Genomic DNA, 20750 nt, shown 5'->3' with positions numbered 1-20750 from the left:
GAAGTCCCGCGTGGCCTGCGGGGTTCCGAAGCTGGAAGCGGAGAGGGACAGGAGACGAAAAATGGGTTTCAAGGTTGCAGTTGTCGGCGCCACCGGAAATGTCGGGCGCGAAATGCTCAATATCCTCGAAGAACGCGGCTTTCCGGCTGACGAAGTTGTCGCGCTTGCATCGCGCCGCAGCCAGGGCACGGAAGTGTCCTATGGCGACCGGACGCTGAAGGTCAAGGCGCTCGACACATATGATTTCTCCGATACGGACATCTGCCTGATGTCTGCCGGCGGCGAGATTTCCAAGGAATGGTCGCCGAAGATCGGCAAGCAGGGCTGCGTCGTCATCGATAACTCCTCGGCCTGGCGTTATGACTCGGAAGTGCCGCTGATCGTGCCGGAAGTGAACCCGGATGCAGTCGAAGGCTTCCGCAAGAAGAACATCATTGCCAATCCGAACTGCTCGACGGCTCAGCTCGTCGTGGCTCTGAAGCCTTTGCACGATGTTGCCAAGATCAAGCGCGTCGTTGTGTCGACCTATCAGTCGGTTTCGGGTGCAGGCAAGGAAGGCATGGATGAGCTGTTCGAACAGTCTCGTGCTGTTTTTGTCGCCGATCCTGTCTCTGCGAAGAAGTTCACCAAGCGCATCGCATTCAATGTGATCCCGCATATCGATGTCTTCATGGAAGACGGCTACACCAAGGAAGAATGGAAGATGGTGGCCGAAACCAAGAAGATGCTCGATCCGAAGATCAAGCTGACGGCAACGGCTGTTCGCGTTCCGGTCTTCATCGGTCACTCCGAGGCGGTCAATATCGAGTTTGAAAACCCGATTACGCCGGAAGAAGCACGCGAGATTCTGCGCGAAGCTCCGGGCTGCCAGGTTGTCGACAAGCATGAGAACGGTGGCTACATCACGCCTTATGAATCCGCAGGCGAAGATGCGACCTATATCAGCCGTATCCGCGAGGACATCACCGTCGAGAATGGTCTGGCACTGTGGGTTGTTTCCGACAATCTGCGCAAGGGCGCTGCTCTCAACACCATCCAGATTGCAGAGCTGCTGGTTGCGCGCGGCCTCATCAAGCCAAAGGCGCTTGCTGCCTGATCTGCTGAACTCAGTACTGATATTAAAAAGCGCCGGGAAACCGGCGCTTTTTTGTTAGCGGGAAATGCTGTCTGAAAGATTGCCGCGTATATTGAGCAATCGCGTGCGTAAATCCTGCAACTCATCAATGGGCTGACCAAGTGCGCAGAACACCTGTTCGGGGATGCTCTCGGCTTCCATGCGCAGTGACTTGCCTTCGTCGGTCAATGTGATGCGGACCTGCCGCTCATCTTGCGGGTCACGCCGGCGCGCGATGCGTCCGGCGGCTTCAAGGCGCTTCAGCAGAGGGGTCAGGGTTCCTGAATCGAGATTGAGCTTTGCGCCAATCTCCGAAACGGTTCGGTCGTCCTGTTCCCAAAGAACGATCATCACGAGAAACTGCGGATAGGTCAGATCAAGCTTGCTGAGGATCGGTTGGTAGGCACGCGTCAGCGCATTCGCGGTCGAATAGATCGCAAAGCAGACCATGTTGGAAAGGCCGAGATTGGAATCCTGATCGTCGCGCTTCATCGTGATAACTCCTTGGCAAATATATACATCATGCGCAATTGGATTGCGCGTCACATAATTGTGATATTAAGTTTTGCAAAACTAGATTGTGCACAATTTAATTATCTGCAAATTTGACTGCGGAGACAAACCAAAGGAGAAGCCAAATGCCAATTCTGTACACAACCCAATCCACAGCAACCGGCGGCCGTACCGGCAGCGCCAAGACTGCCGACGGACGGCTCAGCGTCGTTCTCGATACGCCGAAGGAACTCGGCGGTTCGGGTGGCGAGGGCACCAATCCTGAGCAGCTTTTCGCTTCTGGCTATGCGGCCTGCTTCCTGGGTGCGTTGAAATTCGTTGCTGCCAAGGAGAAAGTAGCCATCTCCGCAGACAGCACAGTAACTGCGACAGTCGGCATTGGTCCGCGTGAAGATGGCACGGGCTTCGGGCTCGATGTGGCGCTGCAAGTAGCGCTTCCGGGCGTGGACAAGGCGAAGGCGGAAGAGCTTGTTCAGGCTGCGCATATCGTCTGCCCATACTCGCATGCAACACGCGGCAACATCGATGTTCGCCTGAGCGTGGCTTAACAAAGAAATGCAAAAGGCGCCCGATGAGGGCGCCTTTTATTTCGCAAGCTTATCGGGGCGTCACTTCGATCGCTAATACATCAAGTGCTTTTTCTATCTGCTCATACACCTCGGTTCCCAGTGGCAGGATCGGGCGTGGTGGCGCGATTTTCGCGAGGCCCAGAAGGTTGGCAATGACGTACATTACGCGGAAACTGCTGTAGGCCTTGAACAAATCCCAAAGCGGCGTGAAAGCTGCATTGATGCGTTCCGCCTCAGCCTTGTTTCCGCTTTGCGCAGCGCGCGTCAACGCCAGCGCAGGCTCGGGAAGAAGTCCTGCAATCACGCTGTACCAGGCATCCGCGCCAGCCAGAAGTGCATCCGCTGCACCCCAGTCGCCGCTAAAACCGATGACGAAGCTTGATGGAGTTTCCGAACGCAATTTGGAGATGGCACCCTCGTATTCACCATTTGCGGGCAGGGGCATCTTAATCGCGCTAATATTCTTTACATTAGCAAGCCGTGCGATCAGTTCATCGCTGAAGATGAACTTTGTCGTGCCGGGATTATTGTAGATGCAAAGGGGAAGGTCGGTCGTCTCGGCAACGGCTTTAAAGTGCTGGAACACTTCTTCCTGTGTCAGCGGCGTATAGGAAACAGGTGCCAGCAACAGCCCGTCTGCACCGGCATCTGCGGCGTCACGCGCCAGTGCCTGCGCCTCATCCGTCCGCAACGCACCAACGCCGACGATGATCGGTGTTCTGCCGCCGATGGACCTGACGGCGGTGTTGATCGTATGCAACCGCTGTTCCCGCGTGAGAAAGGCATAGCTGCCAGTGCTTCCCAGAAGGCCGATAGAATCCGCTCCCGCCTCGCGGATGCGCTCAAGAAAGACGCAGAGCGTATCCTCCATGAGTTTGCCCGCGGCGTCGCTTGGTGTGAGCGGAAAAGCGGAAAGACCTTTGAAGAGTTTCATGGTGTTCTTTTCTCAAACGGATTAGCGCGACAGAAGCAGGCGGATACCGGCGAGGCCGAAGACAGCCGCGAGCACGCCTTCGATCCAGCGGCGCGCGCGACGATAGAGACGCACCATGGGCATAGTGGAAAATACGATGGCATAGCCGCAGAAAATGGTGATGCTGAGCACGATGCAGCCACCCAGAAACGCTGCCAGATGTGGCCATGAAGAGTTGGTGCCGAGTCCCAGCGTAACCAATGCGATCCAGGACAGGATGGACTTCGGGTTTGACAGATGCATCAGAAGTCCACGGCGATAAAGCTCACCATGAGACAGAATTGCTTTGCTGCTGGAAGCTCGCGTAGCCAATGCTTCGTCTGATGTCATGGCCGCGCGTCCGGCCTTGAAGGCAAGATAAAGCAGATAAAGCCCGCCGAAGATTTTCAGGATGAACAGAGCTTCGGCAAATCGTGTGAGGATGGCCGAAACGCCAGTCGCGGCCATCACGCCCCAAAAAATGGAGCCTGTAACGACACCGGCGGCAAAGACAAGTCCTGATTTTCGGCCCTGGTCCATGGCTACGCCCATGATCCGCATCGTACTCGGACCGGGGCTGCCAGCTGCAATGATGTAAGTCACATATACGAGGAGGAGCTGGTAGATGGCGGGGGAAATGCTCATATCGCTACTCTAGTGGAATGAATTTGACGTTTGATACCCGTCCGATATAAATCTCGTTTCAAACGTCAAACTCGAAAAATCCGCTAGATTCATAAGGTTACTAGGGGGCGTTTTGATTTCGACATTTGCTCGGCGCTCATATCCCAAGGATGCAAATGTCGGAATCAGACCATTAGTTGCATCAAGAGAATCTATAGCATTCTCTCCATGCAATATCTGTATGCGATTGTGCCAGAATCCGAAGAAGAACTGCCAGAACTGCCGATGGTTTCGTCGAAAACGACAAATTCGGACAGTCATCTCGGCTGTGCGGCTTTACTCTGCCTGCGCCTCGATATTTTCCATATCGTCATCGGACAAGCCGAAATGATGGCCGATCTCGTGGATCAGAACATGGGTGATGATATCGCCCAGCGTTTCTTCATGTTCGGACCAATAGTCCAGGATCGCACGGCGGTAGAGCGTGATGCGGTTGGGACCTTCGCCGGTCTGCAAGCTGAAACGTTCGCCGATGCCACGACCTTCGAAAAGGCCGAGCAGATCAAAAGGCGTTTCCAGCCCCATATCCTCGATGATCTGATCGTCAGGAAAGTCGGCGATCTGGATGATGATGTCGCCGCACAACGCACGAAACTCCTGCGGCAGATGCGCAAGAGCTTCAATCGCGATGGATTCGATTTCGTCCAGCGAGGGCGAGAGACGTCCCGCCCAGTCGCCGCTTTGATCTTCTCGGGCCATTCCAGCCAATCGTGTCCTATTCACTTGTGCAGGCCACCAAACCTGCGACCGAGCATTCTGGCCGAGTATATATAGTGCATACCGACATCATGCCCAGGGACGCAATTCGGCGCGCTTGGCCTCGAATGTGTCGATGCTGCCAGCCTTTTCCATGGTCAGGCCGATATCGTCGAGACCGTTGAGCAGGCAGTGGCGCTTGAAATCATCGACATCAAAGGAAATCGAGCCGCCATCTGGACCGTGAATTTCCTTGGCTTCGAGATCGACGGTGAGCGTCGCATTGGCGCCGCGCGAGGCGTCGTCCATCAGCTTGTCCAGATCTTCCTGGCTGACCTTGATCGGCAGAATGCCGTTCTTGAAGCAGTTATTGTAGAAGATATCGGCAAACGAGGTCGAGATCACACAACGGATGCCGAAATCGAGCAGGGCCCATGGCGCATGTTCGCGCGAGGAGCCGCAGCCGAAATTGTCGCCTGCAACGAGAATCTGTGCGTTGCGATAGCCCGGCTTGTTCAGAACGAAATCCGGGTTCTCCGTGCCGTCTTCGTTGAAGCGCATTTCGGCGAAAAGACCCTTGCTCAGACCCGTGCGCTTGATCGTCTTCAGGTAATCCTTCGGAATGATCATGTCCGTATCGATATTGACGATCGGCAGGGGGGCGGCAACGCCCGTGAGCTTGGTGAACTTATCCATGTCCTGAACCTGTCGGTTGGGAATTTGCAATTTGCAAACTGGTTTACATCAGCTTGACCGAGAGTCAACGTTTGAGGCCGAAACTGCCCAATAGGTCGCAACTCCCGACCCGTTTCGCGAAATATCCGACGCGCGGACAAGCGCGCCGGATAGTCCGACTGTCGGGTTATGCGCATAATCCTGTCTGGAAACCGCGTCAAGTTTTCCGGATCATGCGTCATTGACGCAGTTCACGCAATTATCCGACGTTGAGGGCGACGCCACCGGTCTCACTGCCGGTCAGTCGGCGGGATTTGCCATCTGTGCCAACGACGATCGTATAACGCCTGCGCCGCATTGAGAGGTTCGGCGAAACCGCCACATCGATGGCCGGATCGAACTGAAGCGTGATGCGCCAGAGTTCGGGCTTGATCGTTTCCTCGACGGCGATGATGCGGGCATCGAACGGCGTGGTATGAAACATGCCGGTAATGCGCTGCCCGACGCGGTAAGGCGCGGTATCGTCCTCAACGGGTGCGGGCGCCACCTTGCCGCCGTTGGCGGCAAGCGTATTCCAGTCACGTGTGCCGGACTGGCGCGCCACAAGGTCGAGTGCCTTGCCATGGCTGATGGTGATGCCTTCCTCGCTCAAAGCCTGCCGCAGACGGCGGGCCTGATGCTTGAAGTCAGCGTTATTAGTCCCAGCGATAATAGCTGTGGTCATTGTTTTCGCTCCTGGTTGTGAGCGGCGTTTTCATGAACGGGTGCCCGCATTGCCGTTTCTGCCGTCACCGGAACAAAAACGAAATTTCAGAATGCTTTACCATGGCCGTAAGGCTGCGGGCGGCGGGTGCATTCCAACCGAAGGCTGGAAAATAGGCGCGTCGATACAGGATTTCAAGGACCTGCCTGCTCTCGCTCTCGGCGCTTGCGTAGCAGGATGGTTCCGTGCACAAATCGGGACATGAAAACTATTGTTCGTCCCCGCCGTTCTGTCCTCTTCGTTCCTGCCGCCAATGCTCGCGCTCTCGAGAAGTCGCTGACCCTTTCAGCGGATTGCGTGATCTATGATCTGGAGGATTCCGTCGCGCCGGAGGCGAAGGTCGCGGCGCGTGATGCGCTGGCGCTGCATTTCGCAAGCCATCCGAAGGTCAATTTCGAACGGATTGTACGGGTCAATACGGCGGAAACGCCGTGGGGCAGGGATGATGTCGCGGCGGCTGCGAAGATGGGGGCGGATGCGATCCTTCTCCCCAAGACTGAACGACCGCAGGATATAATCGACGCGGCCAACCGGCTTGACCGTCAGGATGCCGATCCGGCAGTTGGTGTCTGGGCGATGATCGAAACGGCGCGTGGTATTCTCAACGCCGACGAAATCGCCGTTCTCGGACATCGTTCGGCGGTGCGGCTTGCCTGTTTCGTCGTCGGGCCGAACGATATTGCGCTGGAAACCGGTGTGCGCCCGCAACCGGGGCGACCTTATCTCGTCCCATGGCTGATGCAGATCATTCTCGCAGCGCGCGCTGGCGGGATCACCGTTCTCGACGGTGTTTACAATGATTTTCGGGATAGCGTTGGCTTCGAGGCAGAATGCGCGCAAGGTGCTGCCATGGGGTTCGACGGCAAGACGCTGATTCATCCAGGCCAGATCGAAGCGGCTAACCGGGCCTTCTCACCAACCGAGGACGAGGTGGCCCATGCCCGCGCTGTCGTTGAAGTCTTTGCCCGGCCTGAAAATGCCGAGAAAGGCGTTGTCTCGCTCGACGGGCAGATGGTCGAACGTCTGCATCTCGAAATGGCCGAGCGCGTGCTCGCGAAGGCGGACGTAAAGTTATAACAGAGGAAGTAACAGCATGAAGTTATATCGTTTCATCACAGGTCCGGATGATTCCGCATTCTGTCATCGCGTCACGGCGGCGCTCAACAAGGGCTGGCAGCTCTATGGTTCGCCGACCTATGCTTTCAACGCCGCAACCGGCGTCATGCATTGCGGCCAGCCGGTGGTGAAGGAAGTGGACGGCGTCGATTACACGCCGGACATCAAGCTCGGCGAATACTGATGGCTATCCGCCGCATCGTTGCCAATATTGCAGCCGCCGATCCTGCGGCGGCAAAGCGCTTCTACGGCGACTTGCTGGGCCTTGATGTGGCGATGGATTTCGGCTGGATCGTCACCTATGCCACGGATGCGCAGGCACGGGTACAGGTGAGCCTCATGAGTGAGGGCGGGGCGGGCACACCGGTGCCCGATCTTTCTATCGAGGTCGATGATGTCGATGCGGTGCTGGAGCGCGCAATCGCGCTGGGATTTCCCGTTGAATATGGCCCGACGGATGAGGAATGGGGCGTGCGCCGCTTCTACACGCGTGACCCGTACGGTCGGCTCGTGAATATTCTGACCCACAAGAGTTGAAAAAGGCCGGTTTCCCGGCCTTTTGTTTTTGGTTTTAATTCAAGCCGCGCTTTTCAATCATCGCGTCCGGCGTCGGCATCTTGCCACGGAATGCCTTGTAAAGCTCTTCCGGGTCGCGGCTACCGCCAGCGGCATAGATATGCTGCTTCAACTTCGCCGCCAGTTCAGGATTGAAGGCGTCGCCGGTCTCCTCGAATGCCGAGAAGGCGTCCGCATCCAGCACTTCCGACCACATATAGGAGTAGTAGCCAGCGGAATAACCGTCGCCGGAGAAGACGTGAGTGAAATGCGGCGTGCGATGGCGCATGATGATTGCATCCGGCATGGAAAGCTTTTCCAGCGTCTTCACCTCGAAAGCGAGCGGATCAGCGATCTTTTCCTTGCCCGTATGGAACGCCATGTCCACCAGCGCGGATGAGGTGAACTCGACCGTGTTGAAGCCGGCATTGAAAGTGCGGGCCGCAAGCACCTTGTCGAGGAGCGCCTTTGGCATGGCTTCTCCGGTGCGATAGTGCACGGCGTATTTTTCGAGAACAGCCGGAACTGTAAGCCAGTGTTCGTAAAGTTGCGACGGCAGTTCCACAAAATCGCGGGAAACGGCAGTGCCGGAAACGGCGGGCCATGTCACATCCGAGAGAAGCCCATGCAGTGCATGACCGAATTCGTGGAACAACGTGCGCGCATCATCAAGCGAGAGCAGGGCAGGTTCACCAGCCTTTGGCTTCGCAAAATTCATCACGTTGTAGATGATCGGCTTCTGTCCGCCGTCAAGCTTGTGGCTCGATTGTAGGGAACTCATCCATGCGCCAGAACGCTTTGAGGTGCGCGCAAAATAGTCGCCAAGGAAGAGGCCGCGTTCGCTGCCATCCGCATTGAAGACCTGAAACACCCGCACGTCCGGCTGCCATGCGGCGATGCCCTTCTTTTCCTCGAAGCGGATGCCGAACAGACGGCCTGCCACGTCGAAAGCGGCTTCGATGATCTTTTCCAACTGAAGATAGGGCTTCAGTTCCGCTTCATCGAAGGCGAAGCGTTCGGCGCGCAGCTTTTCGGCATAGAAACGCCAGTCCCATGGAGCAACCTTGTGATTGCCGCCATCGGCTGCGATCAGGCGCTCCAGTTCGACCTCTTCTTCATGGGCCTTGGCGCGCGCCTTGTCCCAGACCGGCTCAAGCAGGTCCATGACTGCCTTTGGTGTCTTGGCCATGGTGTCATCGAGCTTGTAGGCGGCGAAGTTGGCGTAACCGAGCAGATGTGCCTTGCGCTCGCGCAGTTCCACCATTTCGCGCACGATTTCACGATTGTCGCTTTCGCCGCCATTCTCGCCGCGCTTCGCCCAGGCGTTGAACGCCTGTTCGCGCAGTTCACGATTTTCGGAGAAGGAAAGGAATGGCTCGACGATCGAGCGCGATAGCGTAACCGCCCAGGCATCCGGTTTGCCGCGTTCGGCGGAGGCACTCTGCATGGCGTTCTTCAGGAAATCCGGCAGGCCGGCGAGGTCGGCTTCATCGGTGATGAACAGGGCCCAGCTCGATTCATCCTTCAGCACGTTCTGACCAAATCGCGCGCCAAGTCCGGCAAGCTTTTCATTGATGCCTGCAAGCTCCGTCTTGCCCGCTTCATCGAGCTTCGCTCCGGAGCGGACAAAACCTTTCCACGTCTTTTCAAGAACGCGTTTGGTCTCGGCGTCGAGGTCCAGCATGTCGCGATTTTCATAGAGCGCGTCAATGCGGGCGAAAAGCGCCGGATCCATCATGATGCGCGAATAATGACGCGACATTTTCGGCGCTATCTCGCGTTCCAGAGTCTGGATCGTGTTGTTGGTATGCGCACCAGCACGCATCCAGAAAACTGCGGATACGCGGTCGAGCGCCTTGCCGGTCAGTTGCAGAGCTTTGAGTGTGTTGTCGATGGTCGCTTCGTCCGTCGCCTTGGCGATGGCTTCCACTTCTGCGAGGTCCGCAGCCAATGCGGCATCGAATGCAGATGCGAAATCGTCATCTTTGAAAGCGGTGAAATCCGGCAGGCCCAGCGGTCCGTTCCATTCAGTCAGCGCGTGATTGTAGGCAGTCTTGTCGGACATGATGAAACTCCGGTTCAGATGAATTCGAGGTGAACCAGACTTAGGATTTACTTGCCGGTGGAGCAAGGGTCTGAACAGCCAAATAAAGTGAGAATCCGCCTTTGCTTGACCCTGTTCCGCACTGCGAATAAGGATTGCTTGCGCGCGGATCGCTAATATCGCGGGCTATTTTTTCGCGGACCCTAGCCGGTCGTAATTCGAGCATCGCATTTCATGAACGTCCAGCCGCAGCATCGCCCGGAACAGGAAAACGAACGCCCGGTGATGAGCGAGCTGCGTGTCGGTATAGTGGGAGGATTGCTCGCTGCCATCGGCCCAATGTCGATGTCGCTTTATACGCCAGCCATGACCGAAATCGTTCATGCCTTCGGTACGACCGATGCGCTAGTCAAGCTCACGCTATCCATCTACTTCGCCGGTTTCTGCTTCGCCCAGCTCATCTGCGGGCCGCTGTCTGATGGTTTTGGGCGTAGACCCATCACCATTGCATTCATGGGCATCTATCTGGCCGCAAGCGTTCTGGCGTTGTTCTCCGGGTCGATAGAGGCCCTGCTGGCCGCACGCTTTCTGCAAGGAATCGGTTCTGCCGTTGGTGTAACGGTTTCCCGCGCCATCGTGCGCGATCTTTTCACCCATGAAGCCTCCGCGCGCGTGATGAATCTCATTGGTATCGTGATAGCGATTGGGCCTGCAATTTCGCCGACGCTCGGCGGTTTCACCATGGAGTTCTTCGGCTGGCACGCGATTTTCGTGGTGATGGTGATCCTTGGATTGCTGGTCGTGTTGATGGCGCTCTTCGTCATCAAGGAAACGGTGGCACGCGATCTCAGCCGCATCCGCCCGCGTGAGCTGGTTCGTTCTTACCGAACTCTGCTGACAAGCCGCCATTTCATCTATGCGAGCCTTGGTGTTGGCGGTACCACGGGAGCGCTCTATACGGCTGCAACCATTCTGCCCTTCATTCTGATGGGGCGGGTTGGTATGTCGGCCACCCATTTTGGAATAGGCCTTTTGCTGCAGACCGGGAGTTATCTCGCTGGCGGGTTGCTGTTTCGTCGTCTGATGACGTTCTACAATCCGCGACAGCTTGCCATGGCGGGTTATCTGGCAATTGTGATTGCCGGTAGCATCATCATTGTATTGCTGAGCTCCTTTGAACCATCCTATCTGCTGGTTATGGCGCCGATGGCGCTCTTTGCCTTCGGGATTGCTCTGGTCATGCCGGTGATGACATCGGCAGGCATGGCCCCGTTTCCGGGCATGGCTGGTGCCGCTTCGGCATTGATGGGATTTTTCCAGATGGGTGGCGGTCTTGTCGGCGGAGCCATCGCTGCCCTGATGGGCGATCCGCTGGTCGCTTTCGCGACGCTCATCCCCGCCATGGGCTTCATTGCCACCGGTTCCTTTCTGCTCTGGCGGCGTTTGCCGCATGCAGCTTGATGGCAGGACGAAAAAGCGTTCGACATTGTCTCGAAGGGCTTGACTTTGTTGGCGACCAAGCGCACATCACGCCCGCAGCCGAATTTCTGCGGCAGCATTTTCAACCGGAGTTTTATTCTCTTATGCCCAGCGACAGTCACAGTCGATTGTTTCAGCCGTCAAGGCAGTTCGTGATCTGATCGCTCGCGGTCGGCTTGCACGGTCTGCCTTCGACGGCGGATCGACAGAAAGGCAAGCCCATGACCGACAACAACTTCTTCCCGGAAGTACTCAATGTTGCCGACCTCCCTGCTGCTGCCATCGCAAGCCGCATTGCGGACATGCGTACCGGCGACGCAGTGGAACTCGTTAACGAACTTGATGCCGATGATGCAGTCGCCGTCATCGCGCAGCTTTCGCACGAAGATGCCATCCGTCTGCTTGACCAGCCGGAACTGCACCGTGCTACCGAAATCATCGCTACCCTCCCGCCCGGCCTAGCAAGCCTTCTGCTCGACGGCATGTCGGCCGACCGCGCAACCGACGTTTTTCAGGAACTGGAAGACGATGATCGTGCACGCCTGTTTCCCATTCTCGCGCCTGAAACCAAGGTCGCGCTGAAGAAACTGATGGGCTATCCGCCGAATACGGCGGGATCGCTCATGACCATCGAGTTCATCGCCGTGCCTTCCAACTGGAATGTTGGCCAGACGCTGGAACATATCCGCAAGGTCGAACGCACGCGCGAGACGGTTTATGCGATCTATGTGGTCGATCCGTCCAGCCGTGTCCTGTTGGGTGTGGTCAGCTTGCGCCGCCTCATCATCCGCCAGCCGGACGAACCGATTCTGTCCATTGCCCGCGACGAAGAGCCGATTACCATTTCGCCTCTCGCCAGCCGTGAGGAAGTGGCGCGCCTGTTCCGCAAGCACGATCTTCTGGCCGTGCCTGTCGTGGACGAAAGCCGCCACATCATCGGCATTGTGACTGTCGACGACGTGCTCGACGCCATGACGGAAGAGGCAAGCGAGGACGCGTATCGTTTCGGCGGTATGGAGGCTCTGGACCGGCCTTATATGCGCATTGGATTCGGCGAGATGCTGAAGAAGCGCGCCGGCTGGCTTGGTATCCTTTTCCTGGGCGAGATGCTCACCGCGAGCGCGATGCAGCATTTCGAGCTGGAGCTTGAAAAGGCTCTGGTGCTGACGCTGTTTATCCCGCTCATCATGTCATCCGGCGGTAATTCCGGTTCGCAGGCGACGTCGCTGATTATCCGCGCGCTGGCCTTGCAGGAAATCAAGCTCAAGGACTGGTGGCGTGTCGCCCTGCGCGAATTGCCAACGGGGTTGGCCCTTGGCAGTTTCCTCGGCGTCATTGGCATCATTCGCATCGCCATCTGGCAGACGCTCGGCATATACGACTATGGCGAACACTGGATTCTGGTGGCCGCGACCGTCGGTATGGCGCTGGTCTGTATCGTGACTTTCGGCTCGCTGACAGGCTCCATGCTGCCTTTCATACTGCAAAGGCTCGGATTCGATCCGGCCAGCGCATCGGCGCCTTTCGTTGCAACTCTGGTCGATGTGACCGGTCTTGTGATCTATTTCAGCGTCGCGCTGGTCATTTTGTCAGGCACGCTTTTATAAGGCTCAGGCATGTCGCGAAAAAGTGGAAACCGGTTTTTCGATAACGACATGCCCGAAAAGAATTCAAAAAACTGTCAGAATGACAGTGTAAAAACGCAATGAAATTCGGGTTTTTCGGGTTAATTGAGGGGCAGTTTCGCGCTGCCCCTTTCTAAAATGCAAAAAAACCTGTAAGAGCGCCGCATTGTTTTTCCGCGCGGGTCTGTTGGCGCGGCTCCCAACTCATATAGAAGTGATCTCCATATGGAATTGCGTAATATCGCTATTATCGCACACGTCGATCATGGCAAAACCACTCTGGTCGATGAACTCCTGAAGCAGTCCGGCTCGTTCCGCGACAACCAGCGCGTCGCAGAGCGCATGATGGATTCCAACGACATCGAAAAGGAACGCGGGATCACCATTCTCGCGAAGGCCACTTCGGTTGTCTGGAAAAACACGCGTATCAACATCGTCGACACGCCAGGCCACGCCGACTTTGGCGGTGAGGTTGAGCGTATCCTTTCGATGGTGGATGGCGCTATCGTTCTCGTTGACGCTGCCGAAGGCCCGATGCCACAGACGAAGTTCGTCGTTGGCAAGGCGCTGAAGGTTGGCCTGCGTCCGATCGTTGCGATCAACAAGATCGACCGTCCGGATGGCCGTCATGAAGAAGTCATCAACGAAGTGTTCGACCTCTTCGCCAATCTCGACGCGACCGACGAACAGCTCGACTTCCCGATCCTTTACGGTTCAGGCCGTAACGGCTGGATGGCGCTGAACCCGGAAGGTCCGCAGGACGAAGGTCTGGCTCCGCTGTTCGACCTCGTGTTGAAGCACGTGCCTGCGCCAAAGGTTGCTGAAGGTCCGTTCCGTATGATCGGTACGATCCTCGAAGCCGATCCGTTCCTGGGCCGTATCATCACCGGTCGTATCCATTCCGGCTCGATCAAGCCGAACCAGGCCGTCAAGGTTCTCGGTCAGGATGGTTCGCTGCTCGAAAATGGCCGTATCTCGAAGATCCTCGCATTCCGCGGTATCGAGCGTCAGGCCATTGACGAAGCCCATGCAGGTGACATCGTCGCTATCGCCGGTCTTTCCAAGGGCACCGTTGCCGACACCTTCTGCGATCCTTCGGTAAGCGAGCCTCTGGCTGCGCAGCCAATCGATCCGCCGACCGTGACCATGTCCTTCATCGTCAATGACAGCCCTTACGCGGGCACCGAAGGCGACAAGGTGACGAGCCGCGTTATCCGTGACCGTCTGCTCAAGGAAGCTGAAGGCAACGTTGCGCTCAAGATCGAGGAATCGACCGAAAAGGATTCGTTCTTCGTTTCCGGTCGCGGCGAATTGCAGCTTGCAGTTCTGATCGAAAACATGCGCCGTGAGGGCTTCGAGCTTGGCGTTTCGCGTCCGCGCGTCGTCATGAAGGACGGCGAGAACGGCGAAAAGCTGGAGCCGGTGGAAGAAGTCGTCATCGACGTCGATGAAGAATATTCCGGTACGGTTGTGCAGAAGATGTCCGAACGCAAGGCCGAAATGGTCGAACTGCGTCCTTCGGGTGGCAACCGCGTTCGCATGGTGTTCTACGCTCCGACCCGTGGCCTTATCGGCTATCAGTCGGAACTCCTGACCGATACGCGCGGCACGGCGATCATGAACCGCCTGTTCCACGACTATCAGCCGTACAAGGGCGAAATTGCTGGCCGCAACAACGGCGTTCTGATCTCCAACGATCAGGGTGAAGCTGTTGCTTATGCATTGTTCAACCTTGAAGATCGCGGCCCGATGATCATCGACGCTGGCGTCAAGGTCTATCAGGGCATGCTGATCGGCATTCACAGCCGTGACAACGATCTGGAAGTCAACGTGCTCAAGGGCAAGAAGCTCACCAACATCCGCGCCGCAGGCAAGGATGAAGCAGTGAAGCTCACCCCGCCGATCAAGATGACGCTGGAACGCGCCCTGTCGTGGATTCAGGACGACGAGCTGGTTGAAGTGACGCCGAAGTCGATCCGTCTTCGCAAGCTCTACCTCGACCCGAATGAGCGCAAGCGTTTTGAAAAGAGCGGCAAGTCCAGCGCTGCGTAAGTTCGACAACATAAAAGAGAACGGTGCCTTCGGGCGCCGTTTTTGTTTGCACGTTTAACGTGAACTTCAGCTCTTTGGTCGATTATGAGATCAATTGGGGGCGCTGATGATATTCTCGCGTTATGAGCGATTTGTTCTGACTGTCGTTGGTGCGTTGGGCGCAATCGACATTCTTCTGATTGCCGCGAAGGGCATTCGCGTAGACTGGACAGGCTACGGGATGATCGGGATGATCGGTCTCGGAACGATCATGCTCGGCTTGTTTTATCGCTTCATAAGGAATGATGCCCGGATTGCGGAGACACTCATTCTGACTGCGGGCTTCATATTGTTCACGCTGGTGGGGTCGGTCTTCAACTATGTGTTGCTGCCGATCCATTTCCCGCGAATTGACGACTTTCTGGTCGGCGTTGATCGACTGATGGGGTATGACTGGCCAGGTCTGGTCACATACATTGCGCAGTGGCCCGATGTTTCAGCACTGTTGAAGATAGTTTACTTCACTTCCCTGCCGCAGTTGGTGATGGTTGTTCTGTTGCTCGGCTTTTCGGGGCAATCGGAAAAACTTGCTCATTTCCTGGTGACTGGAATTGTCGGCGCCCTTCTCAGCATCGTGGTGTGGGCCTTTTTCCCCACATTCGGTACATCGGCTGTATGGAACCTGCCTGATGACGTTGTGAGACGTGCAGGATTGGCTGTCGGTCCGTCCTATGGACTGGAATTGGTTCGTTTGTCGAAAGAAGGGGTAGATTATCTGACGCCAGCCAATGTGCTTGGTCTGATCGGATTCCCGTCATTCCATACCGTCATGGCTGCAATGTCCGTGGTCTTTACATGGCGCATCCCATGGGTGCGTTTGCCGGTGCTGGCTCTGAATATAATCATGGTGCCCGCGATCCTGCTGCACGGCGGACACCATCTGAGCGATTTCTTTGGTGGACTGGCAGTTTTCACCATCGCCTATTTCATCGCGCACTATGTGATCAACGTTCTCCGCGACGATAGGGCTGCATCAGCGCCTGCGGAACACGTGCACGTCGCGCCATGACGATGAGCGCCAAAATCGACATGATATAAGGGATCATCAGGAAAAGCTGGTAAGGCACCACCTTACCGTAAACCGTTTGCAAGCGGAGCTGGAAAGCATCGAACAGCGCGAACAGCAGCGCACCCAGAAGTGCGCGTGCAGGCTTCCATGACGCGAAGACGACGAGCGCAATACAGACCCACCCGCGCCCCTGCATCATCGTCGGGAAGAACGAATTGAAGGCGGAAAGCGTAAGGAACGCGCCGCCGACAGCCATGAGCGCGCTGCCGAACATGATCGTAAAGATGCGCACGCGGATCGGGTTGATGCCCTGCGCTTCGGCTGCATGCGGGTTTTCGCCAGTCATGCGGATCGCAAGGCCGAGCGGCGTGCGGAAAAGCACATAACCAAGCAGCAGTGCCAGAGGAATGGCGATCCACGTGAGGGCCGTTTGCGTGCCAAGCACCTGTCCGACGAACGGGATATCTGCAAGCCAGGACGGATTGACCGGCTGGAATGGTGTGATCGTCGGCGGAGTTGAAGAGAGAGGCACCAGAAGACGAAACAGGAAATAGCTGAGGCTCGATGCAAATAATGTGATGCCCAAGCCCACGACATGCTGCGACAGGCCGAGCGGCACAGTGAGGGCTGCATGAAGCAGGCCGAACACGGCGCCCGATGCTGCTGCCGCAAGCACGCCCACCCAGAGGTCTGCGCCATTATAAACCGTCAGCCAGCCGATCATCGCGCCGAAGGTCATGATGCCCTCAATGCCGAGATTAAGCACACCCGCCCGTTCGCAATAAAGTGCGCCGAGCGTGCCGAAGATCAGCGGCGTTGCAATGCGCAGGACCGAGACCCAGAGGCCTGCGGAGAGCAGGATATCCATCAACTCGTTCATCGGGCGATCCTGTATTGTGTGAAGAACAGAGCGACCAGCATGGTCAGAAGTGACAGCGCCACAGTCACATCGGCAATGAAACTTGGAATGCCGATGGCACGGCTCATGCCGTCAGCACCGACAAACATGGCGGCTGCAAAAAGTGCCGAGAATATCGCGCCGATGGGATTCAAATTGGCCAACATGGCGACAATGATACCGGAATAGCCGAAGCCCGGTGAGAGGTCAGTTGTGACGTAACCCTTAACGCCCATGACCTGTATTGCGCCTGCAAGGCCCGCAAGACCACCGGAAATGCAGGCGACTTTCACCAGCGTCTTGCCAAGCGGAACGCCTGCAAAGCGCGCGGCTTGCGGATTGAGACCGGCGGCCTTGGTTTCAAGCCCGAAGACGGTGCGCTTCTGTACATAGGCGATGATGAGCGCCAGAGCGATTGCGATGACGATACCAATGTGCAGTCGCATGCCCGCCATGATTTTCGGCAGCACCGCCGCATCCGGCACAGGCTCGGATTGCGGCCAGCCAAAGGCGAGGGGGTCTTTCATCGGCCCTTCGATCATCATCGAGACGATGAGCACGGCAACAAAGTTCAAGAGTAGTGTTGTCACCACTTCATCGACACCGAAGCGCAGGCGAAGCCCGAGCGGAATAAGCAGGAAAATCATGCCTGCAATCGCACCGACCACGAGCAGCAGCGGAATGAGAATAGCGGCTGGAAGCTGCAATTGCGTGCCACAGGCGACGACCGCAAGAGCCCCCATATAAAACTGGCCTTCGGCGCCGATATTCCAGAGTTTTGAGCGAAAGGCGACGGCAGCGGCAAGGCCGGTCAGCATCAAGGGTGTTGCGCGGGTGAGTGTTTCGGTGATCGAAAGCTTGTTGCCGAAAGCGCCGATGGCTATCTGGCGGAAGGATTCCAAAACAGGCGCACCAGCCGCGGCGATCAGCAGACCGGCAAGCACGAAAGCGGTCAGGACAGCGATAATAGGTGCGGTTGCCACCAGAGCCATGGGCCGTGTTTCGCGTCGTTCAATACGCATCAATTGAGCCCCTTCTTGGTATTTGTCTGCCATTCGCCAGCCATCATCAGGCCCAGCCTCTGTGCATCGGCTTCTTCCGCGTCAATGGGTGGGGAGAGGCGCCCCTTGACAATCGCTTGAACACGATCCGCCAAGCCAATGATTTCATCCAGATCTTCCGAGATCAGCAGTACTGCCGCACCTTTGGCACGCGCCTCCAGAATGCGGGCATGGATGGCCGCAACGGCACCTTCATCAAGGCCACGCGTCGGCTGCGCCGCAATCAGGATACGTGGAGCGGTTTCCAGATTACGACCCAGAATGAGCTTCTGCATGTTCCCGCCGGAAAGCAGGCGAATGCGACTATCAGGCGTGCCGCCGCGCACATCGAAATCCTTGATGATGCGGTCGGTAAATTCCCGCGCGGCTGTGCGGTTGACAAGAAGACCATTGGAGAACTGCGGATCGCGCACGCGTTCCAGCACAGCATTTTCCCAAAGTGTCAGGTCACCGATTGCGCCTTCCGCATTGCGATCTTCCGGAATGCGGCCAATACCTTCCGCCACAAACTGGCGCGGGTCGAATTTGGTAACTGTCTGCCCGAACATGACAAGTGAGCCGCTCGCAGGCTGGCTTAGGCCGGAAATGAGACGCCCGAGCGCTGCCTGCCCATTGCCCGACACGCCAATGATGCCAAGCGTTTCGCCAGCGCGGAGGTGAAAGTCGAGATCGCTGAGGCGTGTCGCGCCATCTTCCACGACCGTTACATTCTTTGCTTCCAGCAAGGTTTCGCCGGGCGAGGCCGCCGCACGCGAAGGGCGCGAAACGCGACGGCCAACCATCAGTTCGGCGAGTTCCTCTTTTGAGGTTTCGGAGGCCTTGCGCTCAGCGACAAGCTTTCCGCCGCGCAGGACGACAACACGGTCGGCTGCCGACATGACTTCATGCAGCTTGTGCGAGATGAAGATCAGCGACAGCCCCTGACGTGCCATCTCTTTCAGTGTCGCAAACAGGTTTTCGGCTTCCTGCGTGGTCAGAACGGCGGTCGGTTCGTCGAGGATCAGAATATCGGCGTCGTTATAAAGCGCTTTCAGGATTTCCACGCGCTGTTGCTCACCCACCGAAAGATCGCCAAGCCGTGCATCGGGATCAACCTGCAGGCCGAAGCGTCCGGCGATGTCGGCAATCTTGGTGCGCGCGGGTCCATGTGCCGATTTAAGTTTCCAGAGGCTTTCAGTGCCGGTGATGATATTTTCAAGCACTGTGAGGTTGGGCGCGAGCGTGAAATGCTGGTGCACCATGCCCACGCCCGCATCGATGGCAGCGCGCGGCTTGCCTTGCGGGATTTCCTCGCCTTTGACGAAGACGCGGCCTTCGTCCGGCACATAATGGCCGAACAGGATGTTCATCAGCGTGGTTTTGCCTGCACCATTCTCGCCAAGAAAAGCGAGGATTTCGCCGCGCTCAAGTTTCAGGGAAATATCGTCATTGGCGGTAAGCTGGCCAAATCGCTTGGTGATGTTCTGCAGTTCAAGAACGGTCGTGGTCATATGTTCAACCCCGCAACGGGAAATCTGTGCTGCCAGCGCTGATCCTCCTCCAGACGCTGGCCAAGGTTCAGAAGCAGCCGGTCAGCGCCCATTGGCGCCACGAGCTGCAAGGCGACTGGCATGTCATTGGCGTCGGTTCCAAAGGGAAGCGAGAGCGCCGGGAAACCGGAAATATTCGCAAGCGCCGCATAAGGCGCGAAGGCATTCATCTTCTGCCAATGCGCATCGACATCGCCGTGATCCATGGGAAAGGAGCCGAGCGGCATCGGCCCGCGCGCGAGCATAGGCGTAATCAGCACGTCGATGTCGCGGAAAATCTGCCAGAGCATATGTGCGGTGCTGACGCCTCCGTTCATGGCGCGGTAAAGCGCGGTGGCTTCCATGCGCCGCCCGCGCTCCGCAACCGCACGGGTAAGCAGTTCAAGCTTGTCTTCATCAAGGGCCAGAAAATCGATTGCAGCCGCAAGATTGACGGAAATGATGCGGTCGAAAGCGCGTGCGCTGGAAGCGATCAGCGGGCTGAATTCCGAAGCCGGGATTTCGCGGATTGTATGACCTTGTGCTTCCATGAAATGCGCTGCATCGGCCACAATCTGCAGGCGCTCCGATGTGATTGGATAGTTTGCGAGATCGCCGGTCACGATGCCCACACGAAGGCGGTCCGGCAAATCACCTGCCTGCATTGCCGGGTCGGGCAGAAAACCTTCTGTTTTGCCTTCGACAAGCGGCAGAAGCGCTTTCGCATCACGGACGGAGCGACAAAGCGCAAATTCGCTCGCAATGCCTGCAAGATAATTGCCGAAATGCGGACCCGCTGGCATGGCGCCACGGCTTGGTTTCAGGCCGACAAGACCGCAGGTTGCGGCGGGCACACGGATGGAACCGCCAGCGTCGGTGGCGTGCGCAATTGCGACAATCCCGGCTGCAACCGCTGCTGCCGCTCCGCCGGATGACCCGCCAGGTGAAAGCGCTTCATCGAAGGGATGGCGTGCAGGCGGTGCTCCCGCTGGCTCGCTCGCAAGCGCCAAGCCGAATTCTGGCACGGTGGTGGTGCCAAAAAAGTTAAGTCCGGCTGCGCGCAGCCTGCGACCGAGTTCGGAATCCATCTGCGGTGAGGCATTGAGGAATGCCTTTGAGCCGAGCCGGATCGGCAGACCGGCACAGGGCCCGCCCAGATCCTTGAACAGGGAGGGAACGCCCGCGAAGGCCGCTCTGGATGGCGCGGCATCGAATGCAATGGCACCGGCACGGCCCAGATCGCGATCGAGATATGCAATGGCGCCCAATGGGCGCCATTTTTCTGCTGCGTCGAGAGCGGCATCCATGGCCTGTTCGGCACTGAGGATTCCTTCCGCAATCGCCTGCGCGAGCGCGGTTGCATCCTGCTGGTTCATGTCGATTGCCACGATGTGCTTG

At 57.2% G+C, this 20750-nt stretch carries 20 protein-coding genes; 9 read left to right on the top strand and 11 right to left on the bottom strand.

Annotated elements, in window-relative coordinates; translation table 11 throughout:
- Positions 1-61 precede the first annotated feature (61 nt).
- Positions 62-1096 carry an aspartate-semialdehyde dehydrogenase gene (locus F9K94_RS18835; protein WP_010658488.1) on the top strand — a complete coding sequence of 345 codons (1035 nt, stop codon included), beginning with the start codon at positions 62-64 and terminating at the stop codon, positions 1094-1096.
- A gap of 54 nt (positions 1097-1150) precedes the next feature.
- Here F9K94_RS18835 and F9K94_RS18830 read toward each other — a convergent pair whose 3' ends face one another.
- Entirely contained in the window at positions 1151-1606 is a 456-nt protein-coding gene (locus tag F9K94_RS18830; RefSeq protein WP_151647628.1) for a MarR family winged helix-turn-helix transcriptional regulator, read from the bottom strand.
- Between the two features lie 146 nt (positions 1607-1752).
- Between F9K94_RS18830 and F9K94_RS18825 the strand changes: the two genes are divergently transcribed.
- On the top strand, positions 1753-2175 hold the full coding sequence (locus F9K94_RS18825) for an organic hydroperoxide resistance protein (protein WP_010658490.1): 423 nt from the start codon (positions 1753-1755) through the stop codon (positions 2173-2175).
- Between the two features lie 49 nt (positions 2176-2224).
- On the opposite strand, the gene F9K94_RS18820 is transcribed toward F9K94_RS18825, so the two are convergent.
- The 5 genes from F9K94_RS18820 to F9K94_RS18800 form a co-directional block, all read right to left on the bottom strand.
- Positions 2225-3130, bottom strand: a complete 906-nt coding sequence (locus tag F9K94_RS18820) for a dihydrodipicolinate synthase family protein (protein ID WP_061347734.1) — start codon at positions 3128-3130, stop codon at positions 2225-2227.
- Positions 3131-3151: 21 nt separating this feature from the next.
- Positions 3152-3793 carry a LysE family translocator gene (locus tag F9K94_RS18815; RefSeq protein WP_151647626.1) on the bottom strand — a complete coding sequence of 214 codons (642 nt, stop codon included), beginning with the start codon at positions 3791-3793 and terminating at the stop codon, positions 3152-3154.
- Between the two features lie 315 nt (positions 3794-4108).
- Positions 4109-4531 carry a metallopeptidase family protein gene (locus F9K94_RS18810; RefSeq protein ID WP_012092734.1) on the bottom strand — a complete coding sequence of 141 codons (423 nt, stop codon included), beginning with the start codon at positions 4529-4531 and terminating at the stop codon, positions 4109-4111.
- A gap of 87 nt (positions 4532-4618) precedes the next feature.
- A complete protein-coding gene (leuD, locus tag F9K94_RS18805; RefSeq protein WP_010658495.1) occupies positions 4619-5224 on the bottom strand; it encodes a 3-isopropylmalate dehydratase small subunit in 606 nt (201 codons plus the stop codon).
- 238 nt (positions 5225-5462) lie between these two features.
- Positions 5463-5927 (bottom strand): glyoxalase superfamily protein, encoded by a 465-nt coding sequence (locus tag F9K94_RS18800; protein WP_151647624.1) that lies wholly within the window; start codon positions 5925-5927, stop codon positions 5463-5465.
- Between the two features lie 240 nt (positions 5928-6167).
- On the opposite strand from F9K94_RS18800, the gene F9K94_RS18795 reads away from it, so the two are divergent.
- From F9K94_RS18795 to F9K94_RS18785, 3 genes are read left to right on the top strand one after another with little or no spacing between them, the layout of a single operon-like run.
- Positions 6168-7043, top strand: coding sequence for an HpcH/HpaI aldolase/citrate lyase family protein (locus F9K94_RS18795; RefSeq protein ID WP_151647622.1), 876 nt, complete (start codon positions 6168-6170; stop codon positions 7041-7043).
- A gap of 16 nt (positions 7044-7059) precedes the next feature.
- Positions 7060-7266 carry a DUF1737 domain-containing protein gene (locus F9K94_RS18790; RefSeq protein ID WP_002965766.1) on the top strand — a complete coding sequence of 69 codons (207 nt, stop codon included), beginning with the start codon at positions 7060-7062 and terminating at the stop codon, positions 7264-7266.
- Positions 7266-7619: a VOC family protein gene (locus F9K94_RS18785; protein WP_151647620.1), complete on the top strand. Its 354-nt coding sequence runs from the start codon at positions 7266-7268 to the stop codon at positions 7617-7619. The genes F9K94_RS18790 and F9K94_RS18785 overlap by 1 nt, the downstream gene beginning before the upstream one ends.
- Before the next feature lie 34 nt (positions 7620-7653).
- Here F9K94_RS18785 and F9K94_RS18780 read toward each other — a convergent pair whose 3' ends face one another.
- Positions 7654-9702, bottom strand: coding sequence for a M3 family metallopeptidase (locus tag F9K94_RS18780; RefSeq protein WP_151647617.1), 2049 nt, complete (start codon positions 9700-9702; stop codon positions 7654-7656).
- Between the two features lie 213 nt (positions 9703-9915).
- On the opposite strand from F9K94_RS18780, the gene F9K94_RS18775 reads away from it, so the two are divergent.
- The 4 genes from F9K94_RS18775 to F9K94_RS18755 all read left to right on the top strand — a co-directional run bounded on the left by F9K94_RS18775 (position 9916) and on the right by F9K94_RS18755 (position 15885).
- A complete protein-coding gene (locus tag F9K94_RS18775) occupies positions 9916-11142 on the top strand; it encodes a multidrug effflux MFS transporter (RefSeq protein WP_151647615.1) in 1227 nt (408 codons plus the stop codon).
- A 239-nt stretch (positions 11143-11381) separates the two neighbouring features.
- The gene (mgtE, locus tag F9K94_RS18765; RefSeq protein ID WP_061347741.1) at positions 11382-12767 is read left to right on the top strand and encodes a magnesium transporter; all 1386 of its coding nucleotides are present in this window, start codon (positions 11382-11384) and stop codon (positions 12765-12767) included.
- Positions 12768-13010: 243 nt separating this feature from the next.
- A complete protein-coding gene (gene typA, locus F9K94_RS18760) occupies positions 13011-14837 on the top strand; it encodes a translational GTPase TypA (protein WP_010658502.1) in 1827 nt (608 codons plus the stop codon).
- A 106-nt stretch (positions 14838-14943) separates the two neighbouring features.
- Positions 14944-15885 (top strand): phosphatase PAP2 family protein, encoded by a 942-nt coding sequence (locus F9K94_RS18755; RefSeq protein WP_151647612.1) that lies wholly within the window; start codon positions 14944-14946, stop codon positions 15883-15885.
- Here the strand turns inward: F9K94_RS18755 and F9K94_RS18750 are convergent.
- From F9K94_RS18750 to F9K94_RS18735, 4 genes are read right to left on the bottom strand one after another with little or no spacing between them, the layout of a single operon-like run.
- Positions 15821-16765, bottom strand: a complete 945-nt coding sequence (locus tag F9K94_RS18750; protein ID WP_151647610.1) for an ABC transporter permease — start codon at positions 16763-16765, stop codon at positions 15821-15823. The two genes, F9K94_RS18755 and F9K94_RS18750, sit on opposite strands and share 65 nt — an antisense overlap.
- The gene (locus tag F9K94_RS18745) at positions 16762-17805 is read right to left on the bottom strand and encodes an ABC transporter permease (RefSeq protein WP_010658505.1); all 1044 of its coding nucleotides are present in this window, start codon (positions 17803-17805) and stop codon (positions 16762-16764) included. The genes F9K94_RS18750 and F9K94_RS18745 overlap by 4 nt, the downstream gene beginning before the upstream one ends.
- Positions 17805-19334 carry an ABC transporter ATP-binding protein gene (locus F9K94_RS18740; RefSeq protein WP_151647608.1) on the bottom strand — a complete coding sequence of 510 codons (1530 nt, stop codon included), beginning with the start codon at positions 19332-19334 and terminating at the stop codon, positions 17805-17807. The genes F9K94_RS18745 and F9K94_RS18740 overlap by 1 nt, the downstream gene beginning before the upstream one ends.
- Complete coding sequence (locus F9K94_RS18735) at positions 19331-20728, bottom strand: amidase (protein WP_151647744.1); 1398 nt, start codon at positions 20726-20728, stop codon at positions 19331-19333. The genes F9K94_RS18740 and F9K94_RS18735 overlap by 4 nt, the downstream gene beginning before the upstream one ends.
- Positions 20729-20750 lie beyond the last annotated feature (22 nt).

The sequence above is a fragment of the Brucella tritici genome (assembly GCF_008932285.1).
GTDB classification, from domain to species: Bacteria; Pseudomonadota; Alphaproteobacteria; order Rhizobiales; family Rhizobiaceae; genus Brucella; species Brucella tritici.
The sequence above is the reverse complement of the archived record's forward strand: the minus strand, read 5'-3'. Positions and strand labels throughout refer to the sequence as shown.

Bases quoted from the DNA above. Each gene is read 5' to 3' on its own strand.
- F9K94_RS18755 (WP_151647612.1), top strand. From the start codon at position 14,944: ATGATATTCTCGCGTTATGAGCGATTTGTTCTGACTGTCGTTGGTGCG.
- F9K94_RS18780 (WP_151647617.1), bottom strand. From the start codon at position 9,702: ATGTCCGACAAGACTGCCTACAATCACGCGCTGACTGAATGGAACGGA.
- F9K94_RS18810 (WP_012092734.1), bottom strand. From the start codon at position 4,531: ATGGCCCGAGAAGATCAAAGCGGCGACTGGGCGGGACGTCTCTCGCCC.
- F9K94_RS18800 (WP_151647624.1), bottom strand. From the start codon at position 5,927: ATGACCACAGCTATTATCGCTGGGACTAATAACGCTGACTTCAAGCAT.
- F9K94_RS18750 (WP_151647610.1), bottom strand. From the start codon at position 16,765: ATGAACGAGTTGATGGATATCCTGCTCTCCGCAGGCCTCTGGGTCTCG.
- F9K94_RS18740 (WP_151647608.1), bottom strand. From the start codon at position 19,334: ATGACCACGACCGTTCTTGAACTGCAGAACATCACCAAGCGATTTGGC.
- F9K94_RS18785 (WP_151647620.1), top strand. From the start codon at position 7,266: ATGGCTATCCGCCGCATCGTTGCCAATATTGCAGCCGCCGATCCTGCG.
- F9K94_RS18815 (WP_151647626.1), bottom strand. From the start codon at position 3,793: ATGAGCATTTCCCCCGCCATCTACCAGCTCCTCCTCGTATATGTGACT.
- F9K94_RS18820 (WP_061347734.1), bottom strand. From the start codon at position 3,130: ATGAAACTCTTCAAAGGTCTTTCCGCTTTTCCGCTCACACCAAGCGAC.
- F9K94_RS18790 (WP_002965766.1), top strand. From the start codon at position 7,060: ATGAAGTTATATCGTTTCATCACAGGTCCGGATGATTCCGCATTCTGT.
- F9K94_RS18830 (WP_151647628.1), bottom strand. From the start codon at position 1,606: ATGAAGCGCGACGATCAGGATTCCAATCTCGGCCTTTCCAACATGGTC.
- F9K94_RS18825 (WP_010658490.1), top strand. From the start codon at position 1,753: ATGCCAATTCTGTACACAACCCAATCCACAGCAACCGGCGGCCGTACC.
- typA (WP_010658502.1), top strand. From the start codon at position 13,011: ATGGAATTGCGTAATATCGCTATTATCGCACACGTCGATCATGGCAAA.
- F9K94_RS18745 (WP_010658505.1), bottom strand. From the start codon at position 17,805: ATGCGTATTGAACGACGCGAAACACGGCCCATGGCTCTGGTGGCAACC.
- mgtE (WP_061347741.1), top strand. From the start codon at position 11,382: ATGACCGACAACAACTTCTTCCCGGAAGTACTCAATGTTGCCGACCTC.
- leuD (WP_010658495.1), bottom strand. From the start codon at position 5,224: ATGGATAAGTTCACCAAGCTCACGGGCGTTGCCGCCCCCCTGCCGATC.
- F9K94_RS18835 (WP_010658488.1), top strand. From the start codon at position 62: ATGGGTTTCAAGGTTGCAGTTGTCGGCGCCACCGGAAATGTCGGGCGC.
- F9K94_RS18735 (WP_151647744.1), bottom strand. From the start codon at position 20,728: ATGAACCAGCAGGATGCAACCGCGCTCGCGCAGGCGATTGCGGAAGGA.
- F9K94_RS18795 (WP_151647622.1), top strand. From the start codon at position 6,168: ATGAAAACTATTGTTCGTCCCCGCCGTTCTGTCCTCTTCGTTCCTGCC.
- F9K94_RS18775 (WP_151647615.1), top strand. From the start codon at position 9,916: ATGAACGTCCAGCCGCAGCATCGCCCGGAACAGGAAAACGAACGCCCG.